Raw genomic sequence first — 22,427 nt, 5'->3', positions numbered from 1 at the left:
GGTTCGGTGACGCTGGGTAGGCTCCGGGTGGTACCAGCACCAGCTTTGGAGGATCGTCGTGGCCGAGCGCACGCTCGTTCTCATCAAGCCGGACGCCGTCCGGCGCGGTCTCGTCGGTGAGGTCATCTCCCGACTGGAGCGCAAGGGGCTCACCATCGACGCGATGACCCTGCGCACCATGGACGTGGCACTGGCCGACCAGCACTACGCCGAGCACGTCGAGCGCGACTTCTACCCGCCGTTGCGCGACTTCATGACCGGCGGCCCCCTGGTGTCGCTGATCGTCGCCGGCGACGAGGCCATCACGGTCGTGCGCACGCTCATCGGCGCGACCGACGGCCGCAAGGCCCAGCCGGGCAGCATCCGGGGCGACCTGTCGCTCTCCAACCGCGAGAACCTCGTGCACGCCTCGGACTCGCCCGACAGCGCCAAGCGCGAGATCGCGCTCTGGTTCCCCGAGCTGGCCGAATAAGGCATTATTCCAGCTTCTCCCGGTGCCGTGGGCGAATAGCCCGCTTTCCACCTGGTCGGCCACCCTCCGTGCAACCGTGAGGTGGAGGGGCCGTCCGCCCGATCACCCGTGGCGCCCGGCCCGCAGCCGAGATCAACGGGGGATTCAGGAAATGCCTGTCACCGAGGACCACCAGCCGACCCGAGCCGCTCGCCGGCGCCGGACGCCCGTCGTGGTCGGGGCCGCGTGCTGTGCCGCGGTCCTGACCGCCGGGGTGGTCCAGCAGACCACCGCCGCCGCCACGACCACCGGCCCCGGCGGGGTTGCCGAGACGCCGCCGCGGGATCCGTGGAGCACCGCGCTGCCGCCCGACCCGGCGGCGACGCCGACCACCGATCCGGGCGTGTTCGACGACCCGTGCGCCACGGCGAGCCCCGGTGTGCCGAGCCCGACCGGCACGTTCACGGCCGTGCCGAACCCGACCGGCACCATCCCGGGCGCCGTCCCGACCGTGCCGGGCGCCGGGACGCCGGCGCCGAGCCCGTCCGGCACCGGCGCGGTGATCATCGTCCCGCCGGGCATGAACGGCTCCAGCCCGCTGCCCACGCCGGCGGACACCACGAACCCGTACTCGTACCCGACGCCGACGGACACCGTGGGCGTGCCGCTGCCGAACCCGACCGGCACGGCCGGCGTGCCGCTGCCGACGGAAACCGTCGTGCCGGGCCCGTCCGTGGCCTGCACGGTGCTGCCGTACCCGACGGACACGTTCACGGTGGTGCCGAACCCGACCGGCACCCTGGGCGTGCCGGCGCCGGGCGGCACGATCCCGATGCCCGACCCGACCGACGTGCCGGGCGGGATGATCCCGATCATCCCGGCGCCGATGCCGACCTTCGGCGCGCACTGAGGAAGACAGTCGTGTGGGGAGCGGGTGCTGGGACACCCGCTCCCCACACGGTGTTGGTGGAGGAAAGCTGCGCTACGGGCGGCGGTTCCCGCGGCCGCTGCCGACGTCGGCCGCGGGAACCACTGCCCTCCCCACGAATCAGGTCCGGAAGATCTAGGGCAGTGTGGCGAGGTGGGGCTTCACGGTGCGAGCGAAGTTGTTGCCGTTCGTGACGTCCCAGTTGATGGACCAGGTCATCGCCCCGCGGATGCCCGGGTAGGTGTGCGGCGGCTTGAAAGTTCCGCAGCTCGTCCCCGTCGCCAGGCAGGAGAGCGCCTGGTTGACGACGGTCGGCGAGACCACGCCGCCGCCCGCGGCGCCGGGGCCGGCCGGCAGGCCGACGGCGACCTGGTCGGGGCGCAGGCCGTTCTCCAGCTGGATGCAGGCGAGCGCGGTGATGAAGTTGACCGTGCCCTGCGAGTACGCCTGCATCTGGTCGCAGCCGAGCATGCTGCCGCTGTTGTAGTACTGCGTGTAGACGACCGTCAGGATGTCCTTGATCGACAGGGCGAGCGCGAAGTAGCTGCTGCCCGTGGACTGCATGTCGATCGTCTGCGGCGCCATGGTGATGATGAGGTTCGCGCCGGCCTTGGCCCGCAGCGCGCGCAGGGCCTGGGCCATGTAGGTCGGGTTGAGCCCGTTCTCCAGGTCGATGTCGACGCCGTCGAACCCGTACTGCTGCATGAGCGAGTACGCGCTGTTCGCGAAGTTCGTCGCGGCGGTGGCGTCGCCGACGCTCACCCGGCCGGCCTCACCGCCGACCGAGAGGATCACCTTCTTGCCCCGCGAGTGCAGCGTGGCGACGTCGGCCTTGAAGTCGGCGTCGGTGTACCCGCCGAGCGCCGCCGACAGGCCCGGGTCGACCTGGAAGGTGAGCTGGCCGGGCTGGGAGCCGGTCTCGGCGAACGCGACGTCGATGAGGTCGTACTCGGCCGGCACGTCCCGCAGCCGCAGCTTGGCCGCGCCGTTGACGAAGTCCTGCCAGTACCCGGTCAGGAAGTGCTTCGGCAGCGATCCGGTCGGCGGCTGGGAGGTCGACGGCGACGGCGAAGCGGACTGCGAGGGCGAACGCGACGGCGACGCGGACGGCGAGGCCGACGAGCGGGACGGCGACGGCGACGCCGTGGTCGGCGGCGCGGTCGTCGGGTTGCCGCCGGGGCCGCTCACCGAGAAGTCGTCGGCGGTGTACGCGGGCTGGCCGTACCAGCCGTGGACGTAGACGACGGCCGAGGTCTGGGACGCGCCGGTGGTGAACGACACCGACAGCGGCGCGTAGGCGCCCCCGGTGCCCGGGGTCCAGGTGCTCGCGTCCACCCCGCCGGTGGCGCCGATGAACACGTAGGAGCCGTTGACGTAGCCCGAGAAGGTGTACTTCGTGTTGGGCTGGACCGACACCGTCTGCGAGCACTTCGCGGTGCCGCCGCCGGGCGTCCCGGCCAGCTTCCAGGTGCCCGAGCGGGCGCCGCCCGAGGTGACCGAGGCGCCGGCCTCGCAGGTCCAGCCCGAGGCGTTGCCGGTCTCGAACCCGGGGTTGGTGAGCAGTTCGGCGGCGGAGGCGGGCATGGCGATCGCGACCCCGGCGAGGGTCAGGACGGCCGCGCCGGACCCCGCGAGCAGGGCGATCTTGCGTGGGCGCATGGCGGCTCCAGGTGGGGGTGGCGTCGATGGGCGTCGACGTGTGCTCCACGAAAGCCGAGCGCGCGATTAATGTCAAGGTTTCTTTACTATTTCTTATGGGTGGGCCGGAAACCCGCTCGCGGGGCGCGGTATCCTCGACGTACAGGCATCGACCCGGCCATCACCGGTGAGCCTCCGGAAGAACGGGCGCGAGCCTCAGTAGAACCGGACGGGACGGCCCGTCACAGCCGGCCAACGAGCGGCCGCCGGGAAGATCGGGCGGCAAGCGGGGTGGTACCGCGGACCCGGCGACGGGTTCGTCCCCGCGTGGACAGGAAACTGCAGACCACGCGAGGAGAGTGGCCCCCGATGGCCTACCCCATGCACCGGACCGGCGCGGGCGTGCCCGCCAGCCCCAACCTGCCCGAGGTCGAGCGCGAGGTGCTCGAGTTCTGGGCGCAGGACGGGACCTTCGAGGCGTCGGTCGAGCAGCGCGCGGCCGGCGTCGACGGCGACAACGAGTTCGTCTTCTACGACGGCCCGCCGTTCGCCAACGGCCTGCCGCACTACGGCCACCTGCTGACCGGCTACGCGAAGGACGTCGTTCCGCGGTACAAGACCATGCGGGGCTTCCGGGTCGAGCGCCGCTTCGGGTGGGACTGTCACGGCATGCCCGCCGAGGTCGAGGCGGAGAAGCAGCTCGGCATCACGACCAAGGCCGAGATCCTCCAGCTGGGCGTCGACAAGTTCAACGCGGCCACCAAGGAGTCGGTGCTGCGCTACACCCAGGACTGGGAGCGCTACGTCACCCGGCAGGCCCGGTGGGTCGACTTCACCAACGACTACAAGACGCTCGACCTCGACTACATGGAAAGCGTCATGTGGGCGTTCAAGACCCTGCACGACAAGGGTCTGGTCTACGAGGGCTTCCGGGTGCTCGCGTACTGCTGGCGCTGCGAGACGCCGCTGTCCAACACCGAGCTGCGGATGGACGAGGACGTCTACCGCGACCGGCAGGACCCGGCGCTGACGGTGGCGTTCCAGCTGGAGACCGGGGAGAAGATCCTCGTCTGGACGACCACGCCGTGGACGCTCCCGTCGAACCTGGCGGTCGCGGTCGGCCCCGAGATCGAGTATGCGGTCTTCGAGGAGAACGGCGCCCGCTACATCCTCGCCGAGTCGCGGGTCGCCGCCTACGAGAAGGAGCTCGCCGACGCGACCCGCGTGGGGTCGGTCAGCGGCGCCGAGCTCGTCGGCCGGCGGTACACCCCCCTCTTCGACTATCTCGCGGACACCCCGAACGCGTTCCAGGTGATCGGGGCGGACTTCGTCACCACCGAGGACGGCACCGGCGTCGTGCACATGGCGCCCGCCTTCGGCGAGGACGACCAGAACGCCTGCGCGTCGGTCGGCATCCCCACGGTGGTGACCGTCGACGAGCACACCCGGTTCACCTCGATCGTCCCCGACTACCAGGGGCTGCAGGTCTTCGAGGCGAACAAGCCGGTGATCCGCGACCTCAAGGCGGCCGGCGTCGTGGTGCGCCACGACTCCTACACCCACTCGTATCCGCACTGCTGGCGCTGCGACACCCCGCTGGTCTACAAGGCGGTGTCGTCGTGGTTCGTCGCCGTGTCGACGTTCCGCGACCGGATGGTGGAGCTCAACCAGCAGATCACCTGGACGCCCGAGCACATCAAGGACGGCTCGTTCGGCAAGTGGCTGGCCAACGCCCGCGACTGGTCGATCAGCCGGAACCGGTTCTGGGGCTCGCCGATCCCGGTGTGGAAGTCGGACGACCCGCAGTATCCGCGCGTCGACGTCTACGGCTCGCTCGACGAGCTGGAGCGCGACTTCGGGGTGCGGCCGGCCGACCTGCACCGCCCGGAGATCGACAACCTCACCCGGCCCAACCCCGACGACCCGACGGGTCAGTCGGTGATGCGGCGCGTCCCCGAGGTGCTCGACTGCTGGTTCGAGTCGGGCTCGATGCCGTTCGCCCAGGTGCACTACCCGTTCGAGAACCGCGACTGGTTCGAGCACCACTACCCGGGCGACTTCATCGTGGAGTACATCGGGCAGACCCGCGGCTGGTTCTACACCATGCACGTGCTGGCCACGGCGCTGTTCGACCGGCCGGCGTTCCGCAACTGCGTCAGCCACGGCATCCTCCTCGGCGAGGACGGGCGCAAGATGTCCAAGAGCCTGCGCAACTACCCGGACGTCTACCGGGTGTTCGACGAGTACGGCTCGGACGCCATGCGCTGGTTCCTGGTCGCCTCGCCGGTGCTGCGCGGCGGCGACATGCCGGTCACCGAGGCCGGCATCCGCGACGCGGTCCGGCAGGTCCTGCTGCCGCTGTGGAACGTGTGGTACTTCTTCTCGCTCTACGCCAACGCCGACGGCTACGCCGCGCGGTACCGCACCGACAGCACCGACCTGCTGGACCGGTACGTCCTGGCGAAGACCGGGGAGCTGGTGGCCGCCGTCGGACGGCAGTTCGACGCGTACGACCTGTCCGGTGCGGCCGGGACCGTCCGGGCCTACCTCGACGCGCTCACCAACTGGTACGTGCGCCGGTCGCGCGACCGCTTCTGGTCGGGCGACCGGGACGCGTTCGACACGCTGTACACCGTGCTCTCGACGCTGACCCAGGTCGTGGCGCCGCTGGCCCCGCTGACCGCGGAGGAGATCTACCGCGGTCTCACCGGCGAGCGGTCGGTGCACCTCACCGACTGGCCCTCGGCGGAGCGGTTCCCGGCCGACCACGAGCTGGTCGCGAACATGGACGCGGTCCGGGACGTCTGCTCAGCGGCGCTGTCGCTGCGCAAGGCGCGCGGGCTGCGGGTCCGGCTGCCGCTGGCCCAGCTGACCGTGGCCACCGCGAACGCGGACGCGCTGCGGCCGTTCGGCGCGCTCGTGGCCGACGAGGTGAACGTGAAGGAGGTCGAGTTCACCGGCGACGTGGCCGCCCACTGCACGCGGGTGCTCACGCTGGTGCCGCGGGTGCTCGGCCCCCGGCTCGGCAAGGACGTGCAGGCGGTCATCAAGGCGGTCAAGGCCGGCGACTGGGGCGTCCAGGGCGGCGGCGCCGTCACGGCCGGCGGGGTCGAGCTGCGGGAGGGCGAGTACGAGCTGAAGCTCGTCGCCGCCGACCCGACGCAGTCGGCGCCGCTGCCCGGCGGCGAGGGCGTGGTCGTGCTCGACAGCGCGGTCACCCCGCAGCTCGCCGCCGAGGGCCTCGCCCGCGACCTGGTGCGGGTCGTGCAGCAGGCCCGCCGCGACGCGGATCTCAACGTCTCGGACCGGATCACCGTCGTGGTGGACGGCCCGCAGGCGGTCGCCGACGCGCTCGCCGTGCACTCGGCGTTCGTGGCCGGCGAGACCCTCGCGCAGGCGGTGACGCTCGGCCCGGTGCCCGACGGCTTCGCCGGCGAGGTCGGCGAGGGCGACCCCGTCCGGGTGCGGGTCGCCCGGGTCTGACATTTTTCAGGCGACCGTCCCCGATGGCCGCCGCGCTCAGGTCACTCGCTGTGACCGGTCGCGTTCGCCCTCGGGCATCACGACCACCATCGTGAGGACCGCCTCCACGTCGCCGGAATTCCGGTAGGCGTGGGGGCGGTCGGCGCGGAAGTCGATCGTCTCGCCGGCCCGCACCGCGTAGCCGGCGCCGTCGACGGTCACCACCAGCGCGCCCTCGCGCAGCTGGAGGATCTCGCGGGTGCCGGGCGCGTGGTCGCCCGAGTCGTGGTCCTCGCCCGGCGCCATCCGCCACTCCCACACCTCGACGAACGCCGGGTCGTTCACCCCGCGCAGCAGCCGGCCGGTGCCGCCGGCCTCGCCGCGCCACAGCACCGGCGGCTCGTCGGCCCCGACGAGCCGCACGTCCGGCTCGGGCGCGGCCTCCAGCAGCCGGCCGATGCTCACGCCGAACGACTCGGCGATGCGGCACAGCGTGCCGATGCTCGGGTTGGTGCGGGCGCCCTCGATCTGCACGAGCATGCCCTTGCTCACACCGGAGCGGCTCGCGAGCTCGTCCAGCGACCAGCGTCGGCCCTGCCTGAGCAGCTTCACGTGGCGGGCGATGGCCGCCTGTGCCTCGTGCTCGGCGGTCATTATGTTTTCCTCCACGGTCAATATTGTGGTACCACTGGGGCATGTTCGCGATCGCCGACGACGTTCTTGACCTGTGCCGTTCCGTGGGCCATGAGGCTACCGTCCTCGCCGTGCTCGCCGACGGGCTGCGCAACGGGCCGGGCGACGGGTCGGCGCTGCGCGACGCCGTGGCCGCGGCCGGCGACCTGACCGCGCCGCATCCCCACCTGGAGGCCTGGCGCGACGTGTACCGCGCGTTCGGCGCGAAACCCCAGCGCACCCCCTGCTCGGCCGAGGCGCTGCGCAGGCGGGCGGCCCGGGGCGACCTGCCCTCGGTGAACCGCCTGGTCGACGCCTACAACGCGGTGAGCATCCGCTTCGCCGTGCCGATCGGCGGCGAGGACCGCTCGGCCCTCGTGGGCACCGAGCGGCTGGTCCGCGCCTCGGGCCGCTCGCTCGACGAGCCGTTCGACACGGTGAAGGACGGCGTCGCGGTGGTCGAGGCGCCGGAGCCGGGCGAGGTCGTCTGGCGCGACGACGTGGGCGTGACCTGCCGCCGCTGGAACTGGCGCCAGGGCCGCCGCACGGCCCTGACCGACGCCACGACCAGCGCGGTGTTCCTGCTGGAGGGCCTGGACGTCGACCTGACCCCGGCCGCCTCCATGCTCTGCGAGCTGCTGGAGGCCGACTCGGTGCGGATCGAGCGGCTCACATGAGCGGTCCGGAGCGCAGCGGAGGGGCCGCTCATCATCGGCTCAGGTTGACGGCATGCGGCCGGAGCGGAGCGGGGGCTGCATGATCGGGATCTTGCTCGCGGCGCTGTCCGGGCTGGTCTGGGGCGTCGGCGACTTCTCCGGCGGGAAGGCGAGCCAGCGGGCCGACGCCCTGGTGGTCGTGGTCCTGTCGAAGGCGGCGAGCCTGCCGCTGCTCCTGCTGTACCTGATGCTGATACCGGCCTCGGCGAGCCTGCCGGCGCTGGCCTGGGGCGCCGCCGCCGGTGTCTTCGGCGTGCTGGGGATGTTCGTGTTCTACCGCGCCCTGGCCGGCGGCGCGATGGCCGTGGTCGCCCCGGTCAGCGCGGTCACCACGGCGCTGCTGCCGGTCGTCGTCGGGCTGGTCTCCGGCGAGCGCCCGGGCGCGGTCGCGCTCACCGGCGCCGGCTGTGCGATCGTGGCGATCGGCCTGGTCAGCCTGGCCCCTTCCACGGGCGCCCGAGTCACCCGGGGCCTGATCGGCCTGGCCCTGCTCTCCGGCCTGATGTTCGGGCTGTTCTTCACCTGCCTGGACCGGGCGGGCGGGGACGGCGGCCTCTGGCCGGTCCTGGGCGCCCAGCTCGCCGCGCTGGCGGTCGGCGGCTATCCGCTCGTGCGCCGGTTCCAGGGCCTGCCCCGGGGCGCGACGCTGCGCTGGCTGGTCCTGGCCGGCGCGCTGGACATGACCGCGAACGCGCTGTACCTGCTGGCCGTGCACCGCGGCGACCTGAGCATCATCGCGCCGGTCGCGTCGCTGTACCCGGTGACGACCGTCCTGCTGGCCATGGCGATCGACCGCGAGCGCATGCGGCCGGTCCAACTGGCCGGCCTGGGCCTCGCCGCGACGGCGCTGGTGCTGGTCGCGTCCTGACGACCGTCCGGGTGATCGGGCCCGTGTGAGGCGCTGACCTGACCGTGGGTGGTGTTGCCCACGCTGTGGCGCCTGCGGCTGACCGGAGGCTCCACCCCGGTTAGAGTGTGCGGCGGCGTTGTCGGTCGAGCCTGGTGGAGGGCAGTTGTCCGTGCTCTATACGGTCGGCAAGATGACGGTCGCACCGTTGACCCGCCTGCTCTGGCGACCCAGGATCATCGGACTCGACAACATCCCGAAGACCGGCCCGGCGATCCTGGCGAGCAACCACCAGTCGGTGATCGACTCGGTCATGATGGGCGCGATCACCCCGCGCAACGTGTACTTCCTCGCCAAGAACCAGTATTTCGAGGGCCCGGGTCTCAAGGGCACGATGATGCGCCACATCATGTACGGCCTGAACCAGATCCCGGTGGACCGCTCCGGCGGCCGGGCCAGCCTGATGGCCCTCGACGCCGCCCTGCCGGTCCTGCGCGCGGGCCACGTGCTCGGCATCTTCCCGGAGGGCACCCGCTCGGTCGACGGCCGCCTGTACCGCGGCCGCCCGGGGGTGGCCAAGCTGGCGCTCGACGCGCCGGCCCCGATCATCCCGATCGGCCTGCTGGGCTTCGACAAGGTCCAGCCCGTCGGCGCCTCGATGCCGAAGCTGGGCCCGTCGGTCGAGGTCCGCGTCGGCGAGCCGCTGGACCTGAGCCAGTGGCGGGGCGGCGAGGTCGACAGCCGCGGCCTGCGCGAGGTCACGCTGAAGCTGATGAACGCCATCCAGCAGCTGACGGGCCAGGAGTACGTGGGCCGCTACGCCCCGAAGCGCCCCGACCAGGTCGCCGCCGACTGAGCTTCGCGAGGCCGGCCCTCGAAACGGGTCAGCCGCGCTGGACGATCGACCCGCGCAGGTTCCGCGTCGCCGTCGCCGCCTGATCCAGGTTCTTGCCCCCGAAGACCGCGATCGCGATCACCCCGTGGTCGCTCCACCCGCACACCGTCGCCGACCGGCCGTCCAGGCGCGACGACGCGCATCGCTGCTCGCCGCCGAAGACGCCCGGGTCGACGTCGCGCACGTCGGAGACCTGGATCCGCGTGCCCAGCTTCCGCATGCTCGCGTCCAGGTCACGCGCCGGGTTGGTGAGGAACCGGGTGGCCCCGAAGACGAGCACGCGCTGCTGGCGGTTGCCGGCGTCCTGGTACGTCACCGTGAAACCCTGCTCGTCGAGGTGGTCCGAGGTCAGGGACTTCTGCAGCTCCGCCGCCTGCTTGCGGCCCGCCGCGTCGTCGACGCGGGTGAACCCGGGGACGGTCGCCTGCGTGTCGACCGACGCGGGGTACTGCACCCAGTAGGGCCGCGCCCACGCGTACGAGCCGCCGCAGCACCCCGCGCACAGCGCGAAGATGAACAGCAGCACCCACGGCCACCGGCTGCGCCGCCGCCGGGGCGCCGGGGGCGGGGGGCCGTAGGGCCCGTAGCCACCGCGGGGCGGCCCGTAGCCGCCGCGCGGATGCGCGGGCGTCGGCACGGGTACGTAGACGACGTGCGGCGCGACGGGCTCCTGCCGCGTCTCGGGCTCCGCGGGCAGGTCGAGCGTGTCCTCCCACTGCCGTCGCCGCCGCGACCCCCCGGAGGGAACGGAGGCCGACCCCACCCACGTCGGGTTGCGCTGCGTCGGCGTCTCGTCGGGCGGGACTGTCACCCCACAAAGGCTAACCACCATGTGCACGCCACGCTGAGTTCGGGTATCGGCGATACCGTGACTGATGTGCTGGGGCTACCGGATCACGTGACCGCGCTGCTGTTCGACCTCGACGGCGTCCTCACCCCGACCGCCGCCGTCCACAACCGGGCGTGGACCGCGACCTTCGACGAGTTCCTGCGGGACCGGCCCGGTCAGCGGCCGTTCGACCCGGTCGCCGACTACAACGACTTCGTGGACGGCAAGCCCCGGGCGGCGGGCGTGCGCGACTTCCTCGCCTCGCGCGGCATCACCCTGCCCGAGGGCTCGCCGGACGACCCGCCGGACGCGCAGACCGTCAACGGCCTCGGCAACCGCAAGAACGTGCTGCTCCTGCGGCTGTTGGAGGAGGGGACGCTCGAGGCGTACCCGGGGTCGGTGCGGTACCTCGAACAGGCGCAGGCGCAGGGGCTGCGCCGGGCGGTGGTCAGCTCCAGCGCCAACACGCGGCAGGTGGTCGCCTCGGCCGGGCTGGAGCGGTACCTGGAGGCCCGGGTCGACGGCGTCACGATCCGCGAGCGGGGGCTCAAGGGCAAGCCCGCGCCCGACACGTTCCTCGCGGCGGCCGAGGAGCTCGGCGTCGAGCCGGCGCAGGCCGCGGTGTTCGAGGACGCGCTGGCCGGCGTCGCGGCGGGGAAGGCGGGCGGATTCGGGTACGTGGTCGGCATCGACCGGGTCGGCGGCGACCACGCCGGGGACCTGCGCCGGGCCGGCGCCGACCGGGTCGTGTCCGACCTGTCCGAACTCCTGGCGAAGGGGGAGAGCTGATGGCCACGTTCCCGGTCGAGGCGTGGACGCTGCGGGAGACCCGGCTCGACCTCGACACGCTCGCCCAGACCGAGTCGCTGTTCGCGCTCTCCAACGGGCACATCGGGCTGCGGGGCAACCTCGACGAGGGCGAGCCGTACGGGCTGCCCGGCACGTACCTCAACTCCTTCTACGAGGAGCGGCCGCTGCCCTACGCCGAGGCCGGGTACGGCTTCCCGGAGGAGGGCCAGTCGATCCTCAACGTCACCAACGGCAAGGTCTTCCGGCTGCTGGTCGACGACGAGCCGTTCGACGTGCGGTACGGCAAGCTGCTCGCCCACGAGCGGGTGCTCGACCTGCGGGCCGGCACGCTGCAGCGCGACGTCGAGTGGGTGTCGCCGGCCCAGCAGCGGATCAAGGTGCGCACGACCCGGCTGGTGTCGCTGGAGCAGCGCTCGATCGCCGCGTTCCTCTACGAGGTGGAGCCGGTCGACGAGCCGGCCCGGGTGATCGTGCAGTCGGAGCTGGTCGCCAACGAGGACACGCCGGTCCCGAGCAAGGACCCGCGGGTCGCCGCGGCGCTCGGGCACGCGCTCGTCGCCGAGGAGCACTACGCGCACGGCCTCGACGCGCAGCTGCTGCACCACACGAACGCGAGCCGCCTGCGCCTCGGCGCCGAGATGGACCACGAGATCGACGCGCCGGTGCCGGTACGCGCGCAGACCGAGGCGACCGAGGACTGGGCGCGCACGACGTTCGCGTGCGAGCTGCAACCGGGCCAGCGCCTGCGGATCGTCAAGTACCTCGCCTACGGCTGGTCCAGCCAGCGCTCCCGGCAGGCGATCCGCGACCAGGTGCACGGCGCGATCGCCGGCGCCAAGCTGGGCGGCTGGGACGGGCTGGTCAAGGCGCAGCGGGCGTACCTCGACGGCTTCTGGGCCCAGGCCGACGTCGAGGTCGACGGCGACGCCGAGATCCAGCAGGCCGTGCGGTTCGCGCTGTTCCACCTCATGCAGGCCGGCGCGCGGGCCGAGGCGCGGCCGATGGCGGCCAAGGGCCTGACCGGGCGCGGCTACGACGGCCACGTCTTCTGGGACACCGAGAGCTTCGTGCTGCCGGTCCTGACGTACACCCACCCACAGACGGCCCGCGACGGGCTGCGGTGGCGCCATGACACGCTCGACCTGGCCCGCGACCGGGCGAGCACGCTCGGCCTGAAGGGCGCCGCGTTCCCCTGGCGCACGATCCGGGGCCAGGAGTGCTCGGCCTACTGGCCGGCCGGCACGGCGGGCTTCCACGTCAACGCCGACATCGCCGCGGCGGTGGTCCGCTACGTGCAGGCGACCGGCGACGAGCGGTTCGAGGCCGAGGCCGGGCTGGAGCTGCTGGTGGAGACGGCCCGGCTATGGCGCTCGCTCGGCCACCACGACCGGCACGGCGTGTTCCACATCGACGGCGTGACGGGGCCCGACGAGTACAGCGCGATCTCGGACGACAACATCTTCACGAACCTCATGGCCCAGCACAACCTCAACCACGCCGCCGAGGCCGCCGAGCGCCACCCGGAGCTGGCCCACCGCTTCGGCGTCGACGACGAGGAGATCTCGTCGTGGCGCGACGCCGCCGCCAAGGTGCACCTGCCCTACGACCACGAGCTCGAGGTGCACCAGCAGTCGGCGGGCTTCACCCTGCACCAGGAGTGGGACTTCGCCAACACGCCGCCCGACCACTATCCGCTGCTGCTGCACTACCCCTATTTCGACCTGTACCGCAGGCAGGTCGTCAAGCAGGCCGACCTGATCCTGGCGATGCACTGGCGCGGCGACCGGTTCACGGAGGAGGAGAAGGCCCGCAACTTCTACTACTACGACCAGCGCACGGTCCGTGACTCCTCGCTGTCGGCCTGCACGCAGGCGGTGCTGGCGGCCGAGGTCGGGCACGTCGACCTGGCCTACGACTACCTCGGCGAGGCGGCCTTCGTCGACCTCTACGACCTGCAGCACAACTCCAGCGACGGCCTGCACATGGCGTCGCTCGCGGGCACCTGGCTGGCGCTCGTCGCCGGCTTCGGCGGCATGCGCGACTACGGCGGTGAGCTGTCGTTCAGCCCGCGGCTGCCGGGCCGGCTCGACCGGCTGCGGTTCGCCATCACCTGCCGCGGCACCGTGCTGCGGGTCACCGTGAACCACCGCGAGGTCACCTACGAGGTGACGGACGGCGAGATCACCGTGCGCCACCACGGCGAGCAGCTCACGGTCGCCCCGGGCAAGCCCGTCACGCTGCGCATTCCCGAGCCGCGGCCGATGACCCCGCCGCCCGCGCCGCCGCCCGGCCGGGCGCCGCATCGGCGCCAGCGGCAGGGTTGAGTACGCTGGGGAGTCGTGAGCGTCACGAGCGTCTTCCCGCAACTCGAGCGACTGCTGCCGCGGATCAGCAAACCGATCCAGTACGTCGGCGGTGAGCTCGGCGCGGTCGTCAAGGACTGGGACGCCGCGACCGTGCGGTGGGTGCTGTCGTATCCCGACGCATACGAGGTCGGCCTGCCCAACCAGGGCGTGCAGATCCTCTACGAGGTGCTCAACGAGCAGCCGGACGTGCTCGCCGAGCGCACCTATGCCGTGTGGCCCGACCTTGAGGCGCTCATGCGGGCCGAGGGCGTGCCGCAGTTCACCGTCGACGCGCACCGGCCGGTGCACGCGTTCGACCTGTTCGGCGTGTCGTTCGCCACCGAGCTGGGCTACACCAACCTGCTCACCATGCTCGACCTCGCCGGGATCCCGTTCGACTCGCGGGAGCGCGACGAGCGGCACCCGATCGTGGTCGCCGGCGGGCACGCCGCCTTCAACCCGGAGCCGATCGCCGACTTCATCGACGCCGCCGTGCTCGGCGACGGCGAGGAGGCGGTGCTGGAGATCACCGGCATCGTCCGCGAGTGGAAGGCCGAGGGGTCGCCCGGCGGCCGCGACGAGCTGCTGCTGCGGCTCGCCCGCACCGAGTCGGTGTACGTTCCGCGCTTCTACGACGTCGACTACCTGCCCGACGGCCGCATCCAGCGGGTCGTGCCCAACCGGGCCGACGTGCCGTTCCGGGTGCACAAGCGCACCACCATGGACCTCGACGCCTGGCCGTATCCGAAGCGGCCGCTCGTGCCGCTGGCCGAGACGGTGCACGAGCGGTATGCCGTGGAGATCTTCCGCGGGTGCACCCGCGGCTGCCGGTTCTGCCAGGCCGGCATGATCACGCGGCCGGTGCGGGAGCGCAGCATCACGACCGTGGGGCAGATGGTCCAGGAGGGGCTGGAGTTCTCCGGGTTCCACGAGGTCGGGCTGCTGTCGCTGTCGTCGGCCGACCACTCCGAGATCGGTGACATGTGCTCGGGCCTGGCCCAGCAGTACGAGGGCACCAACGTCTCGCTGTCGCTCCCCTCGACGCGCGTGGACGCGTTCAACGTCACGCTCGCCCAGGAGCTCTCGCGCAACGGGCGCCGCACCGGCCTCACCTTCGCGCCGGAGGGCGGTTCGGAGCGGATCCGCCAGGTGATCAACAAGATGGTCACCGAGGAGGACCTCATCCGCACGGTCGTCACGGCGTACAGCAACGGCTGGCGGCAGGTGAAGCTCTACTTCATGTGCGGCCTGCCCACCGAGACCGACGACGACGTGCTGCAGATCGCCAAGCTGGCCCACGAGGTGATCCGGGCCGGCCGCACGGCCACCGGCTCGCGCGACATCCGCTGCACCGTGTCCATCGGCGGGTTCGTGCCGAAGCCGCACACGCCGTTCCAGTGGGCGGCGATGGCGGAGCCGGAGGTCATCGACCGGCGGCTCAAGCTGCTCAAGGATGCCATCAACGCGGACCGGTCGCTCGGCAAGGCGATCGGCTACCGGTATCACGACGGCGAGCCCTCGCTGGTCGAGGGCCTGCTCAGCCGGGGTGACCGGCGGGTCGGCGCGGTCATCCGCCGGGTCTGGGAGGAGGGCGGCCGCTTCGACGGCTGGTCCGAGCACTTCTCCTTCCGGCGCTGGGTGGACGCGGCCGCCGCCGAGCTGCCGGCGTTCGGCGTCGACCTCGCCTGGTTCACCACGCGCGACCGCGACCAGAACGAGGTCCTGCCCTGGGACCACCTCGACTCCGGGCTGGACAAGGACTGGCTCTGGCAGGACTGGCAGGACGCCCTGACCGGCTACGAGCAGGACGACTGCCGCTGGACGCCGTGCTTCGACTGCGGCGTCTGCCCGAGCCAGGACACCGAGATCCAGATCGGCCCCACGGGCAAGAAGCTGCTGCCGCTCACTCCGGTGGGCACCGGGTTGCGGGTGCCGCATGCCTAAGCGTCAGCCGGAGAGCAACCAGGACCCGGTCGTCCAGCGCATCCGGCTGCGGTATGCCAAACGCGGCCCGATGCGGTTCACGTCACACCGCGACTTCGCCCGCGCGTTCGAGCGGGCGCTGCTGCGGGCCAACGTCCCGATCGCCTACTCCCAGGGCTTCACCCCGCACCCGAAGGTCTCCTACGCCTCCGCGGCCCCGACCGGGGTGGCCAGTGAGGCGGAGTATCTCGAGATCGGCCTGCGGGCCGTCGTCGACCCGGCCGACCTCCGGCTGGCCCTCGACGCCGCCCTGTCGCCCGGCCTCGACGTGCTGGAGGCCGTCGAGTCGCCGCTCAACGGCGGCGGCAGCCTGGCCGACCGGATCGACGCGGCGGCCTGGCGCATCGAGCTGCCCGGGATCGCCGCCCACGACGCCGAGGTCGCCGTGCGCGCGTTCCTCGACGCCGGGGAGGTCCTCGTCGAGCGGCTCACCAAGCAGGGCCGCCGGACCTTCGACACGCGTGCGGCCGTGCTGCGGCTCGCCGTCGTGGCGCCGGATCCGGCCCCCGCTGACCTACCTTCCGAGGTCACCGACATACCGTGTGCGATACTCGACCTTGTCGTGCGGCAGGGAACCCCGACCGTGCGACCCGACGATGTGCTGTCCGGCCTGCGCGTTGTGGCCGACCTGGAGCCGCCGGTCCCGCCTCGTGCGACCCGACTGGCTCAGGGCGTGCTGACCGAGCAGGGTGAACTCGTCGATCCGCTCGCCGCTCAGGGCGAAGGGGACCGGCCGGCGGCTGTCGTCGGAGCTTCGTCGCTGTAGTGGTCGACGATCCGCCAGGTGGCGGACCGCCGGTCGCCGGCATCGAGGTTGGCAGACTTTCGGCGGATCGTCCGCGTCAGCGGAAACCTCCGTCGGCACAACATATATGCGGCGCCCCCGTGCGGCTGCGTGGCTGAGTTGCTACGCGCCCGGGAGCGCCAGAACTGGAGAACGTCCGCATGTTCGACAACGAGTCGGCAAGCGGCGAGGCCACCGGCGAGGAGCCGGTGGCAACTGCCGCAGCCAGCGAAGAAGAGACCGCCGCCCCGGTCCGCCGCACGCGCCGCCGGACCACCAAGGCCACCGCGGCCGAGGCCGAGGCGCCGGCCGTGGCGGAGGCCGTGGCCGAGGAGGCTTCCACCGAGGCCCCTGCCGAGGCTCCGGCCGAGGCGCCCGTCCGGGCCACGCGCCGCCGGCGCAAGGCCGCGGAGCCGGTCGAAACGCCCGAGGGCGGTGATTCCGGTCAGCAGGAGCTGCCCCTCGAAGAGCCGCCGGTGCCGGTCAAGGCGACCCGGGCCCGGCGGCGCACCACCCGCGCCGTCGTCGAGGAGCCCGAGCCGGAGCCGGTCGTCGCGATCGAGGAGTCGGTCGAGGAGCCGGTCGAGGAGTCGGTCGAGGAGCCGGTCGCCGAGGTCGCCGAGATCGAGGAGCCCGCCGAGGTGGTCGAGGAGCCGCCGGCCCGCCGGGGCCGCCGCGCCGCGCCGCCCGTCCAGCTGCTGTTCATGCCTCCGTCGGAGCAGGTCGTCGCGCCGCCCGAGCCGGTCGAGGACGAGCTCGCCGCCGAGGAGGAGCCGGCCGGGCGCAGCCGCCGGCGCCGGGGCCGCCGGGTCACGGCCGAGGCCGAGCTCGCCGCCGAGCCCCTGGAGGCGCCGGTCGGTGCCGACGAGGCCGACGAGGCGGAGGCCGACGTCGACGACGACGACGACGAGTTCGAGCCCGGCACCCGCCGGCGCCGCCGCCGCGGTCGCCGCGGCCGGGGCCGGGGCCGGGGCACCGCCGGTGAGGACGCCGACGACCTCGACGCCGAGGCCGCCGAGTCCGACGAGACCGACGAGGCGGTCGCCGAGGCCGAGGCCGCCGACGACGGCGAGGGCGACGAGGACGGCGAGGGCCTGACCCGGCGCCGCCGGCGCCGCCGCCGCAAGGGCGCGGCCGACACCGACGCCGCCGACGACCCGCACGTGGTCGTCAAGATCCGCGAGCCGCGCCCGGCCGCCCGCGAGCGCGACGAGGTGCAGGGCGTCTCCGGCTCGACCCGCCTGGAGGCCAAGCGCCAGCGCCGCCGTGACGGCCGCGAGCAGCGCCGCACGCGCCCGCCGATCCTGTCCGAGTCGGAGTTCCTGGCCCGCCGCGAGGCCGTCGACCGCCAGATGGTGATCCGGCAGAAGAACGACCGCACGCAGATCGCGGTGCTGGAGGACAAGGTGCTCGTCGAGCACTACGTCACCCGGGCCTCGTCGAGCTCGATGGTCGGCAACGTCTACCTCGGCCGCGTCCAGAACGTGCTGCCCAGCATGGAGGCCGCGTTCGTCGACATCGGCCGGGGCCGCAACGCCGTGCTCTACGCCGGCGAGGTCAACTGGGACGCGACCGGACTGGAGGGCCGCACCCGCACGATCGAGCAGGCGCTGAAGTCCGGCGACTCGGTGCTCGTGCAGGTGACCAAGGACCCCATCGGCACCAAGGGCGCCCGGCTCACCAGCCACATCGCGCTGTCCGGCCGGCACCTCGTCTACGTGCCCAACGGCAACGCCTCCGGCATCAGCCGCAAGCTCTCCGACGTCGAGCGCAAGCGCCTGCGCGACGTGCTGAAGAACCTCGTGCCCGACGGCGCCGGCGTCATCGTGCGCACCGCGGCCGAGGGCGCGTCCGAGGACGACCTCGCGCGGGACGTGAAGCGGCTCCAGGCGCAGTGGGAGGCGATCCAGGAGAAGTCGGGCAGCAGCAGCGCGCCCGCCCTGCTCTACGAGGAGCCCGAGCTGGTCGTCCGGGTCGTCCGCGACCTGTTCAACGAGGACTTCCGCGAGCTGGTGATCCAGGGCAACGACGCGTACGAGTCGGTCGAGCCCTACCTGTCGCACGTGTCGCCCGACCTGGTCGACCGGGTCAAGCGCTACACCGGCACCAGCGACGTCTTCGCCGACCAGCGCATCGACGAGCAGCTGATCAAGGCGCTCGACCGGCGGGTCTTCCTGCCCTCCGGCGGCAGCCTGGTCATCGACCGCACCGAGGCGATGACCGTCATCGACGTCAACACCGGCAAGTACACGGGCGCCGGCGGCAACCTCGAGGAGACGGTCACCCGCAACAACCTCGAGGCGGCCGAGGAGATCGTGCACCAGCTCCGGCTGCGCGACCTCGGCGGCATCATCGTCATCGACTTCATCGACATGGTCCTGGAGTCCAACCGCGAGCTGGTCCTGCGCCGGCTGACCGAGTGCCTGGGCCGCGACCGGACCAAGCACCAGGTCACCGAGATCACCTCGCTGGGCCTGGTCCAGATGACCCGCAAGCGGGTCGGCCAGGGCCTGCTGGAGGCGTTCAGCGAGACCTGCGAGGTGTGCAAGGGCCGCGGCCTGATCATCCACACCGAGCCGATCCCGGAGAAGCGGAGCGGCGGCGGTGGCAACGGTCACAGCCACGCGGTCGCGAAGGTGGCCTCCGCCACGGTGACCAGCGGCGTCGAGGAGGCCGACGCTCCGGCGCCGCGCACCCGCCGGGGCCGCCGCCGGGGCGGCGCGGCCGTCGCGGAGGAGGCCGACGAGGCCGCGGAGGCCGTCGACGCCACGCACGTGGTCGAGGACGTCGCGGAGGAGGCGGAGTACACGCCGATCGCCTCCGAGGACGACCCCGACAACGTCGACGAGGACGAGGACGAGCCGGCGGGCAACGGCGCCCGGCGCCGGACCCGTCGGGGTGGCGTCCGCCGGCGGACCCGCCCCTGATTTGGGGAGTACGCCGGGGATGGCGTACTCTCTCTAGAGCGCACTTTCGTGCGCAGGGTCTTCTGCGTGCCTGCACGAAGCAGGCAATGCGTCCGACCAACCCGCCAGTAGCTACGACAGGAGTCCGCGTCCCATGTACGCGATCGTCAAGACCGGCGGCAAGCAGTACAAGGTCGCCGAGGGCGATGTGATCGAGGTCGAGAAGCTCGCGGGCGAGCCGGGTGACGCGTTGACGCTGTCCGCCGTCCTGCTTGTCGACGGTGAGGATCTCATCACCGACGCGGCCAAGCTTGCCAACGCTGCGGTGACAGCTGAGCTTGTTGCGCACACCAAGGGTCCGAAGATCCGGATCCACAAGTTCAAGAACAAGACCGGCTACCACAAGCGCCAGGGTCACCGTCAGCCGCTGACCCAGGTCAAGGTCACCGGCATCTCCACCGGGAAGTAGGGCAAGCGCGATGGCACACAAAAAGGGTGCGTCCAGCTCGCGGAACGGGCGCGACTCCGCCGCCCAGCGGCTCGGCGTGAAGCGGTTCGGCGGCCAGCTGGTCAACGCGGGCGAGATCATCATCCGCCAGCGCGGCACCAAGTTCCACCCGGGCGACCTGGTCGGCCGCGGCGGCGACGACACGCTCTTCGCGCTCGCCGCGGGGCACGTGACGTTCGGCCTCAAGCGGGGCCGCAAGACGGTGAGCATCACGCCCGCTGAGGGCTGAGTTTCTCTTTCGGGCGGCGGGCCGGGCGCACTGAGCGCCGGGCCCGCCGTTTCCGTTTGCGAAACGCCGCCCCGGCAAGGCCGCGGGCCGCGGGGCTGCGGGGACCGCGGGCTGCTTGGGTCGCGGGCTGCGCGAGCCGCGGGCTGCCGGGGTCGCGGGGCTCCGGGGGCTCAAGCGGCCGGGCGGCCAGGCCAGGCCAGGCCAGGCGGCCAGGCGGTGGCCAGGCTGGCCGGGCGGCGAGGCGGCCAGGTTGCCGGGCGGCCAGGCGGCGGCCGGGCTCGCCAGGCGGCCACGCGGTGGCCAGGCTGGCCGGATGACTGGTTGACCTTGGTGGATTTCCGTCACCCCGGCGACGGAAATCCACCAAGGTCAACCGCGGGTCCGACATGGGCTCGGGCCCAACATGGTTGGCCGGGGTCGAGCGGATGTTCCGTCCGACATTTCGGAAATGTCAGGCACCCCGCCCGGGCCGGGTGAGGTTGCCGTGCAAGAGCGGTGTGGGTAGTGGCGATCGAAGGAGCGTTCCGTGACGACGTTTGTTGACCGGGCCGTGCTGCACGTCAAGGCGGGCGACGGCGGTCACGGCTGCGTGTCCATCCACCGGGAGAAGTTCAAGCCCTTCGGCGGCCCCGACGGCGGCGACGGCGGTCACGGCGGCAGCGTCAAGCTGATCGTCGACCCGGGGGTGCACACCCTGCTCGACTTCCACTTCCACCCGCACCAGAAGGCCCGCAACGGCCACGGCGGGGCCGGGAACGATCGCGACGGGGCCAACGGGGAGTCGCTGGAGCTGCGCGTCCCCGACGGTACCGTCGTGCACAGCCTCGACGGCGAGGTCATCGCCGACCTGGTCGGGGTCGGGACCGAGCTGGAGCTGGCCCGCGGCGGCCGCGGCGGGCGGGGCAACGCCTCCCTGGCCAGCACGCGCCGCAAGGCGCCGGGCTTCGCCGAGCTGGGCGAGCCGGGCGAGCAGATCGACGTCGTCCTGGAGCTCAAGAGCGTCGCCGACGTCGGGCTGGTGGGGTTCCCGTCCGCCGGCAAGTCGTCGCTGATCGCGGCCGTGTCGGCGGCCCGGCCGAAGATCGCCGACTACCCGTTCACGACGCTCGTGCCCAACCTGGGCGTGGTGCAGGCCGGCGACAACACCTACACCGTCGCGGACGTGCCGGGGCTGATCCCGGGCGCGGCCACGGGCAAGGGGCTCGGGCTGGAGTTCCTCCGGCACATCGAGCGCACCGCGGTGCTCGTCCACGTCGTCGACACGGCGGCGCTGGAGACCGACCGCGACCCGGTGTCGGACATCGAGGCGATCGAGGCGGAGCTGGCCGCGTACGGCGGGCTGGAGGACCGGCCGCGCATCGTCGCGCTGAACAAGGTCGACGTGCCCGACGGGCGGGACCTTGCCGACATCATCAAGCCCGAGCTCGAAGCCAAGGGCTACCCGGTGTACTACGTCAGCGCCGTCACCCACGAGGGACTGCGCGAGCTGACGTTCGCCATGTCCGAGCTGGTCGAGCAGCAGCGCAAGGCCGCGCCGCCGCCGGAGCGGACCCGGATCGTCATCCGGCCGGTCGCGGTCGACGACAGCGGCTTCACGATCAGCCGGGACGGCGAGGGCGTCTTCGTGGTCAGGGGCGGCGCCCCCGAGCGGTGGGTGCGCCAGACCAACTTCGACAACGACGAGGCCGTCGGCTATCTTGCCGACCGCCTGGCCCGGCTGGGCGTCGAGGACGCGCTCAAGAAAGCCGGCGCGACTCCCGGCGACCCCGTCCGCATCGGCGCCCGTGAGTTCGACTGGCAGCCGGAGCACTTCGCCGAGGCCGAGTTCGTGCCCGGCAACCGGGGCACCGACTACCGCCTCGAGGAGCCGTCGAAGCGGGTCGGGGCGGCCGAGCGCAAGGCCATGCGCAAGGCCCGCCGGGTGCCGTACGAGCAGCTGGCGGAGCGGCCGGAAGTTTCACCCGGAGACGAGCCGGACGACGACGATTTTTGACCCTCCGTGCAACGGAAATCGCTGGTCAGGTGAAACATCCGGGAAATCCGGGTTGCGTACCGTCGCTCCATGCTGATCGAGCAACGTCCATCGGACGACTCGGAGGTGATCGCGCTCGTCGTCGACCAGCAGGTCGAGCTGCGCACGCGCGACGGTGGCCGGGAGGGCCACGTGTACTCGGTCGACCCGGCCGCGCGCTACCTCGTCGCGGTTGTCGGCGGTGCCGCGGTCGCGTGCGGCGCGCTCCTGGCGGTCGACATCGACAACGCGGAGATCACGCGGCTCTACGTGCGCCCGGCGTACCGTGGCCGCGGCCTCGCCCGGCGGATGCTGGCGGCGCTGGAGGACTTCGCCGCCTCCCGCGGGCACCGGGTGCTCCGCCTGGAGACGGGCGTGACCTCGCCCGACGCCATCTCGCTGTTCCTGGCGGC

Annotated in this window: 18 protein-coding genes; 15 read left to right on the top strand and 3 right to left on the bottom strand. The window is 72.4% G+C overall.

Going from position 1 to position 22,427, the window contains the following annotated elements; genetic code table 11:
• Window positions 1-58 precede the first annotated feature (58 nt).
• Together ndk and IEZ31_RS16010 are read left to right on the top strand one after the other, a co-directional pair.
• Window positions 59-472, top strand: a complete 414-nt coding sequence (ndk, locus tag IEZ31_RS16015; protein ID WP_190250635.1) for a nucleoside-diphosphate kinase — start codon at window positions 59-61, stop codon at window positions 470-472.
• A 151-nt stretch (window positions 473-623) separates the two neighbouring features.
• Window positions 624-1,361, top strand: coding sequence for a hypothetical protein (locus IEZ31_RS16010; RefSeq protein WP_190250634.1), 738 nt, complete (start codon window positions 624-626; stop codon window positions 1,359-1,361).
• Window positions 1,362-1,514: 153 nt separating this feature from the next.
• Here IEZ31_RS16010 and IEZ31_RS16005 read toward each other — a convergent pair whose 3' ends face one another.
• The gene (locus tag IEZ31_RS16005; protein WP_190250633.1) at window positions 1,515-3,038 is read right to left on the bottom strand and encodes a chitinase; all 1,524 of its coding nucleotides are present in this window, start codon (window positions 3,036-3,038) and stop codon (window positions 1,515-1,517) included.
• Between the two features lie 348 nt (window positions 3,039-3,386).
• Between IEZ31_RS16005 and ileS the strand changes: the two genes are divergently transcribed.
• The gene (gene ileS, locus IEZ31_RS16000) at window positions 3,387-6,500 is read left to right on the top strand and encodes an isoleucine--tRNA ligase (RefSeq protein WP_190250632.1); all 3,114 of its coding nucleotides are present in this window, start codon (window positions 3,387-3,389) and stop codon (window positions 6,498-6,500) included.
• A 36-nt stretch (window positions 6,501-6,536) separates the two neighbouring features.
• Here ileS and IEZ31_RS15995 read toward each other — a convergent pair whose 3' ends face one another.
• A complete protein-coding gene (locus IEZ31_RS15995) occupies window positions 6,537-7,148 on the bottom strand; it encodes a helix-turn-helix domain-containing protein (protein ID WP_229835124.1) in 612 nt (203 codons plus the stop codon).
• A 26-nt stretch (window positions 7,149-7,174) separates the two neighbouring features.
• Between IEZ31_RS15995 and IEZ31_RS15990 the strand changes: the two genes are divergently transcribed.
• From IEZ31_RS15990 to IEZ31_RS15980, 3 genes are all read left to right on the top strand, one after another.
• Window positions 7,175-7,828 (top strand): B3/B4 domain-containing protein, encoded by a 654-nt coding sequence (locus IEZ31_RS15990; RefSeq protein ID WP_190250631.1) that lies wholly within the window; start codon window positions 7,175-7,177, stop codon window positions 7,826-7,828.
• Between the two features lie 79 nt (window positions 7,829-7,907).
• The gene (locus IEZ31_RS15985; protein WP_190250630.1) at window positions 7,908-8,735 is read left to right on the top strand and encodes an EamA family transporter; all 828 of its coding nucleotides are present in this window, start codon (window positions 7,908-7,910) and stop codon (window positions 8,733-8,735) included.
• 145 nt (window positions 8,736-8,880) lie between these two features.
• Window positions 8,881-9,570, top strand: coding sequence for a lysophospholipid acyltransferase family protein (locus IEZ31_RS15980; protein ID WP_190250629.1), 690 nt, complete (start codon window positions 8,881-8,883; stop codon window positions 9,568-9,570).
• A gap of 28 nt (window positions 9,571-9,598) precedes the next feature.
• On the opposite strand, the gene IEZ31_RS15975 is transcribed toward IEZ31_RS15980, so the two are convergent.
• Window positions 9,599-10,420 (bottom strand): hypothetical protein, encoded by an 822-nt coding sequence (locus tag IEZ31_RS15975; protein ID WP_190250628.1) that lies wholly within the window; start codon window positions 10,418-10,420, stop codon window positions 9,599-9,601.
• Window positions 10,421-10,486: 66 nt separating this feature from the next.
• Between IEZ31_RS15975 and IEZ31_RS15970 the strand changes: the two genes are divergently transcribed.
• The 9 genes from IEZ31_RS15970 to IEZ31_RS15930 all read left to right on the top strand — a co-directional run.
• Window positions 10,487-11,227: a beta-phosphoglucomutase family hydrolase gene (locus IEZ31_RS15970; RefSeq protein ID WP_190250660.1), complete on the top strand. Its 741-nt coding sequence runs from the start codon at window positions 10,487-10,489 to the stop codon at window positions 11,225-11,227.
• Window positions 11,227-13,572, top strand: coding sequence for a glycoside hydrolase family 65 protein (locus IEZ31_RS15965; RefSeq protein ID WP_190250627.1), 2,346 nt, complete (start codon window positions 11,227-11,229; stop codon window positions 13,570-13,572). Before IEZ31_RS15970 ends, IEZ31_RS15965 begins: the two co-directional genes overlap by 1 nt.
• Window positions 13,573-13,587: 15 nt before the next feature.
• Window positions 13,588-15,537, top strand: coding sequence for a TIGR03960 family B12-binding radical SAM protein (locus tag IEZ31_RS15960; protein ID WP_190250626.1), 1,950 nt, complete (start codon window positions 13,588-13,590; stop codon window positions 15,535-15,537).
• The gene (locus tag IEZ31_RS15955) at window positions 15,530-16,342 is read left to right on the top strand and encodes a TIGR03936 family radical SAM-associated protein (RefSeq protein ID WP_190250625.1); all 813 of its coding nucleotides are present in this window, start codon (window positions 15,530-15,532) and stop codon (window positions 16,340-16,342) included. Before IEZ31_RS15960 ends, IEZ31_RS15955 begins: the two co-directional genes overlap by 8 nt.
• Window positions 16,343-16,521: 179 nt before the next feature.
• Entirely contained in the window at window positions 16,522-19,287 is a 2,766-nt protein-coding gene (locus IEZ31_RS15950) for an Rne/Rng family ribonuclease (RefSeq protein ID WP_190250624.1), read from the top strand.
• Between the two features lie 133 nt (window positions 19,288-19,420).
• Window positions 19,421-19,735, top strand: coding sequence for a 50S ribosomal protein L21 (gene rplU / locus IEZ31_RS15945; RefSeq protein ID WP_190250623.1), 315 nt, complete (start codon window positions 19,421-19,423; stop codon window positions 19,733-19,735).
• Window positions 19,736-19,745: 10 nt separating this feature from the next.
• Complete coding sequence (gene rpmA / locus IEZ31_RS15940) at window positions 19,746-20,003, top strand: 50S ribosomal protein L27 (protein ID WP_190250622.1); 258 nt, start codon at window positions 19,746-19,748, stop codon at window positions 20,001-20,003.
• Between the two features lie 526 nt (window positions 20,004-20,529).
• Window positions 20,530-21,996, top strand: a complete 1,467-nt coding sequence (obgE, locus tag IEZ31_RS15935; RefSeq protein WP_190250621.1) for a GTPase ObgE — start codon at window positions 20,530-20,532, stop codon at window positions 21,994-21,996.
• Window positions 21,997-22,065: 69 nt separating this feature from the next.
• The coding region (locus tag IEZ31_RS15930) for a GNAT family N-acetyltransferase (RefSeq protein WP_190250659.1) at window positions 22,066-22,427 on the top strand (362 nt) is incomplete at its 3' end.

It is taken from the genome of Dactylosporangium sucinum, assembly GCF_014647515.1.
Classification (GTDB): domain Bacteria; phylum Actinomycetota; class Actinomycetes; order Mycobacteriales; family Micromonosporaceae; genus Dactylosporangium; species Dactylosporangium sucinum.
Note: the sequence above shows the minus strand (reverse complement) of the source record. Positions and strands in the feature narration are given on the sequence as shown.

Bases quoted from the DNA above. Each gene is read 5' to 3' on its own strand.
- IEZ31_RS15985 (WP_190250630.1), top strand. From the start codon at position 7,908: ATGATCGGGATCTTGCTCGCGGCGCTGTCCGGGCTGGTCTGGGGCGTC.
- IEZ31_RS16005 (WP_190250633.1), bottom strand. From the start codon at position 3,038: ATGCGCCCACGCAAGATCGCCCTGCTCGCGGGGTCCGGCGCGGCCGTC.
- IEZ31_RS15955 (WP_190250625.1), top strand. From the start codon at position 15,530: ATGCCTAAGCGTCAGCCGGAGAGCAACCAGGACCCGGTCGTCCAGCGC.
- rplU (WP_190250623.1), top strand. From the start codon at position 19,421: ATGTACGCGATCGTCAAGACCGGCGGCAAGCAGTACAAGGTCGCCGAG.
- ileS (WP_190250632.1), top strand. From the start codon at position 3,387: ATGGCCTACCCCATGCACCGGACCGGCGCGGGCGTGCCCGCCAGCCCC.
- IEZ31_RS15950 (WP_190250624.1), top strand. From the start codon at position 16,522: ATGTTCGACAACGAGTCGGCAAGCGGCGAGGCCACCGGCGAGGAGCCG.
- rpmA (WP_190250622.1), top strand. From the start codon at position 19,746: ATGGCACACAAAAAGGGTGCGTCCAGCTCGCGGAACGGGCGCGACTCC.
- IEZ31_RS16010 (WP_190250634.1), top strand. From the start codon at position 624: ATGCCTGTCACCGAGGACCACCAGCCGACCCGAGCCGCTCGCCGGCGC.
- IEZ31_RS15965 (WP_190250627.1), top strand. From the start codon at position 11,227: ATGGCCACGTTCCCGGTCGAGGCGTGGACGCTGCGGGAGACCCGGCTC.
- IEZ31_RS15990 (WP_190250631.1), top strand. From the start codon at position 7,175: ATGTTCGCGATCGCCGACGACGTTCTTGACCTGTGCCGTTCCGTGGGC.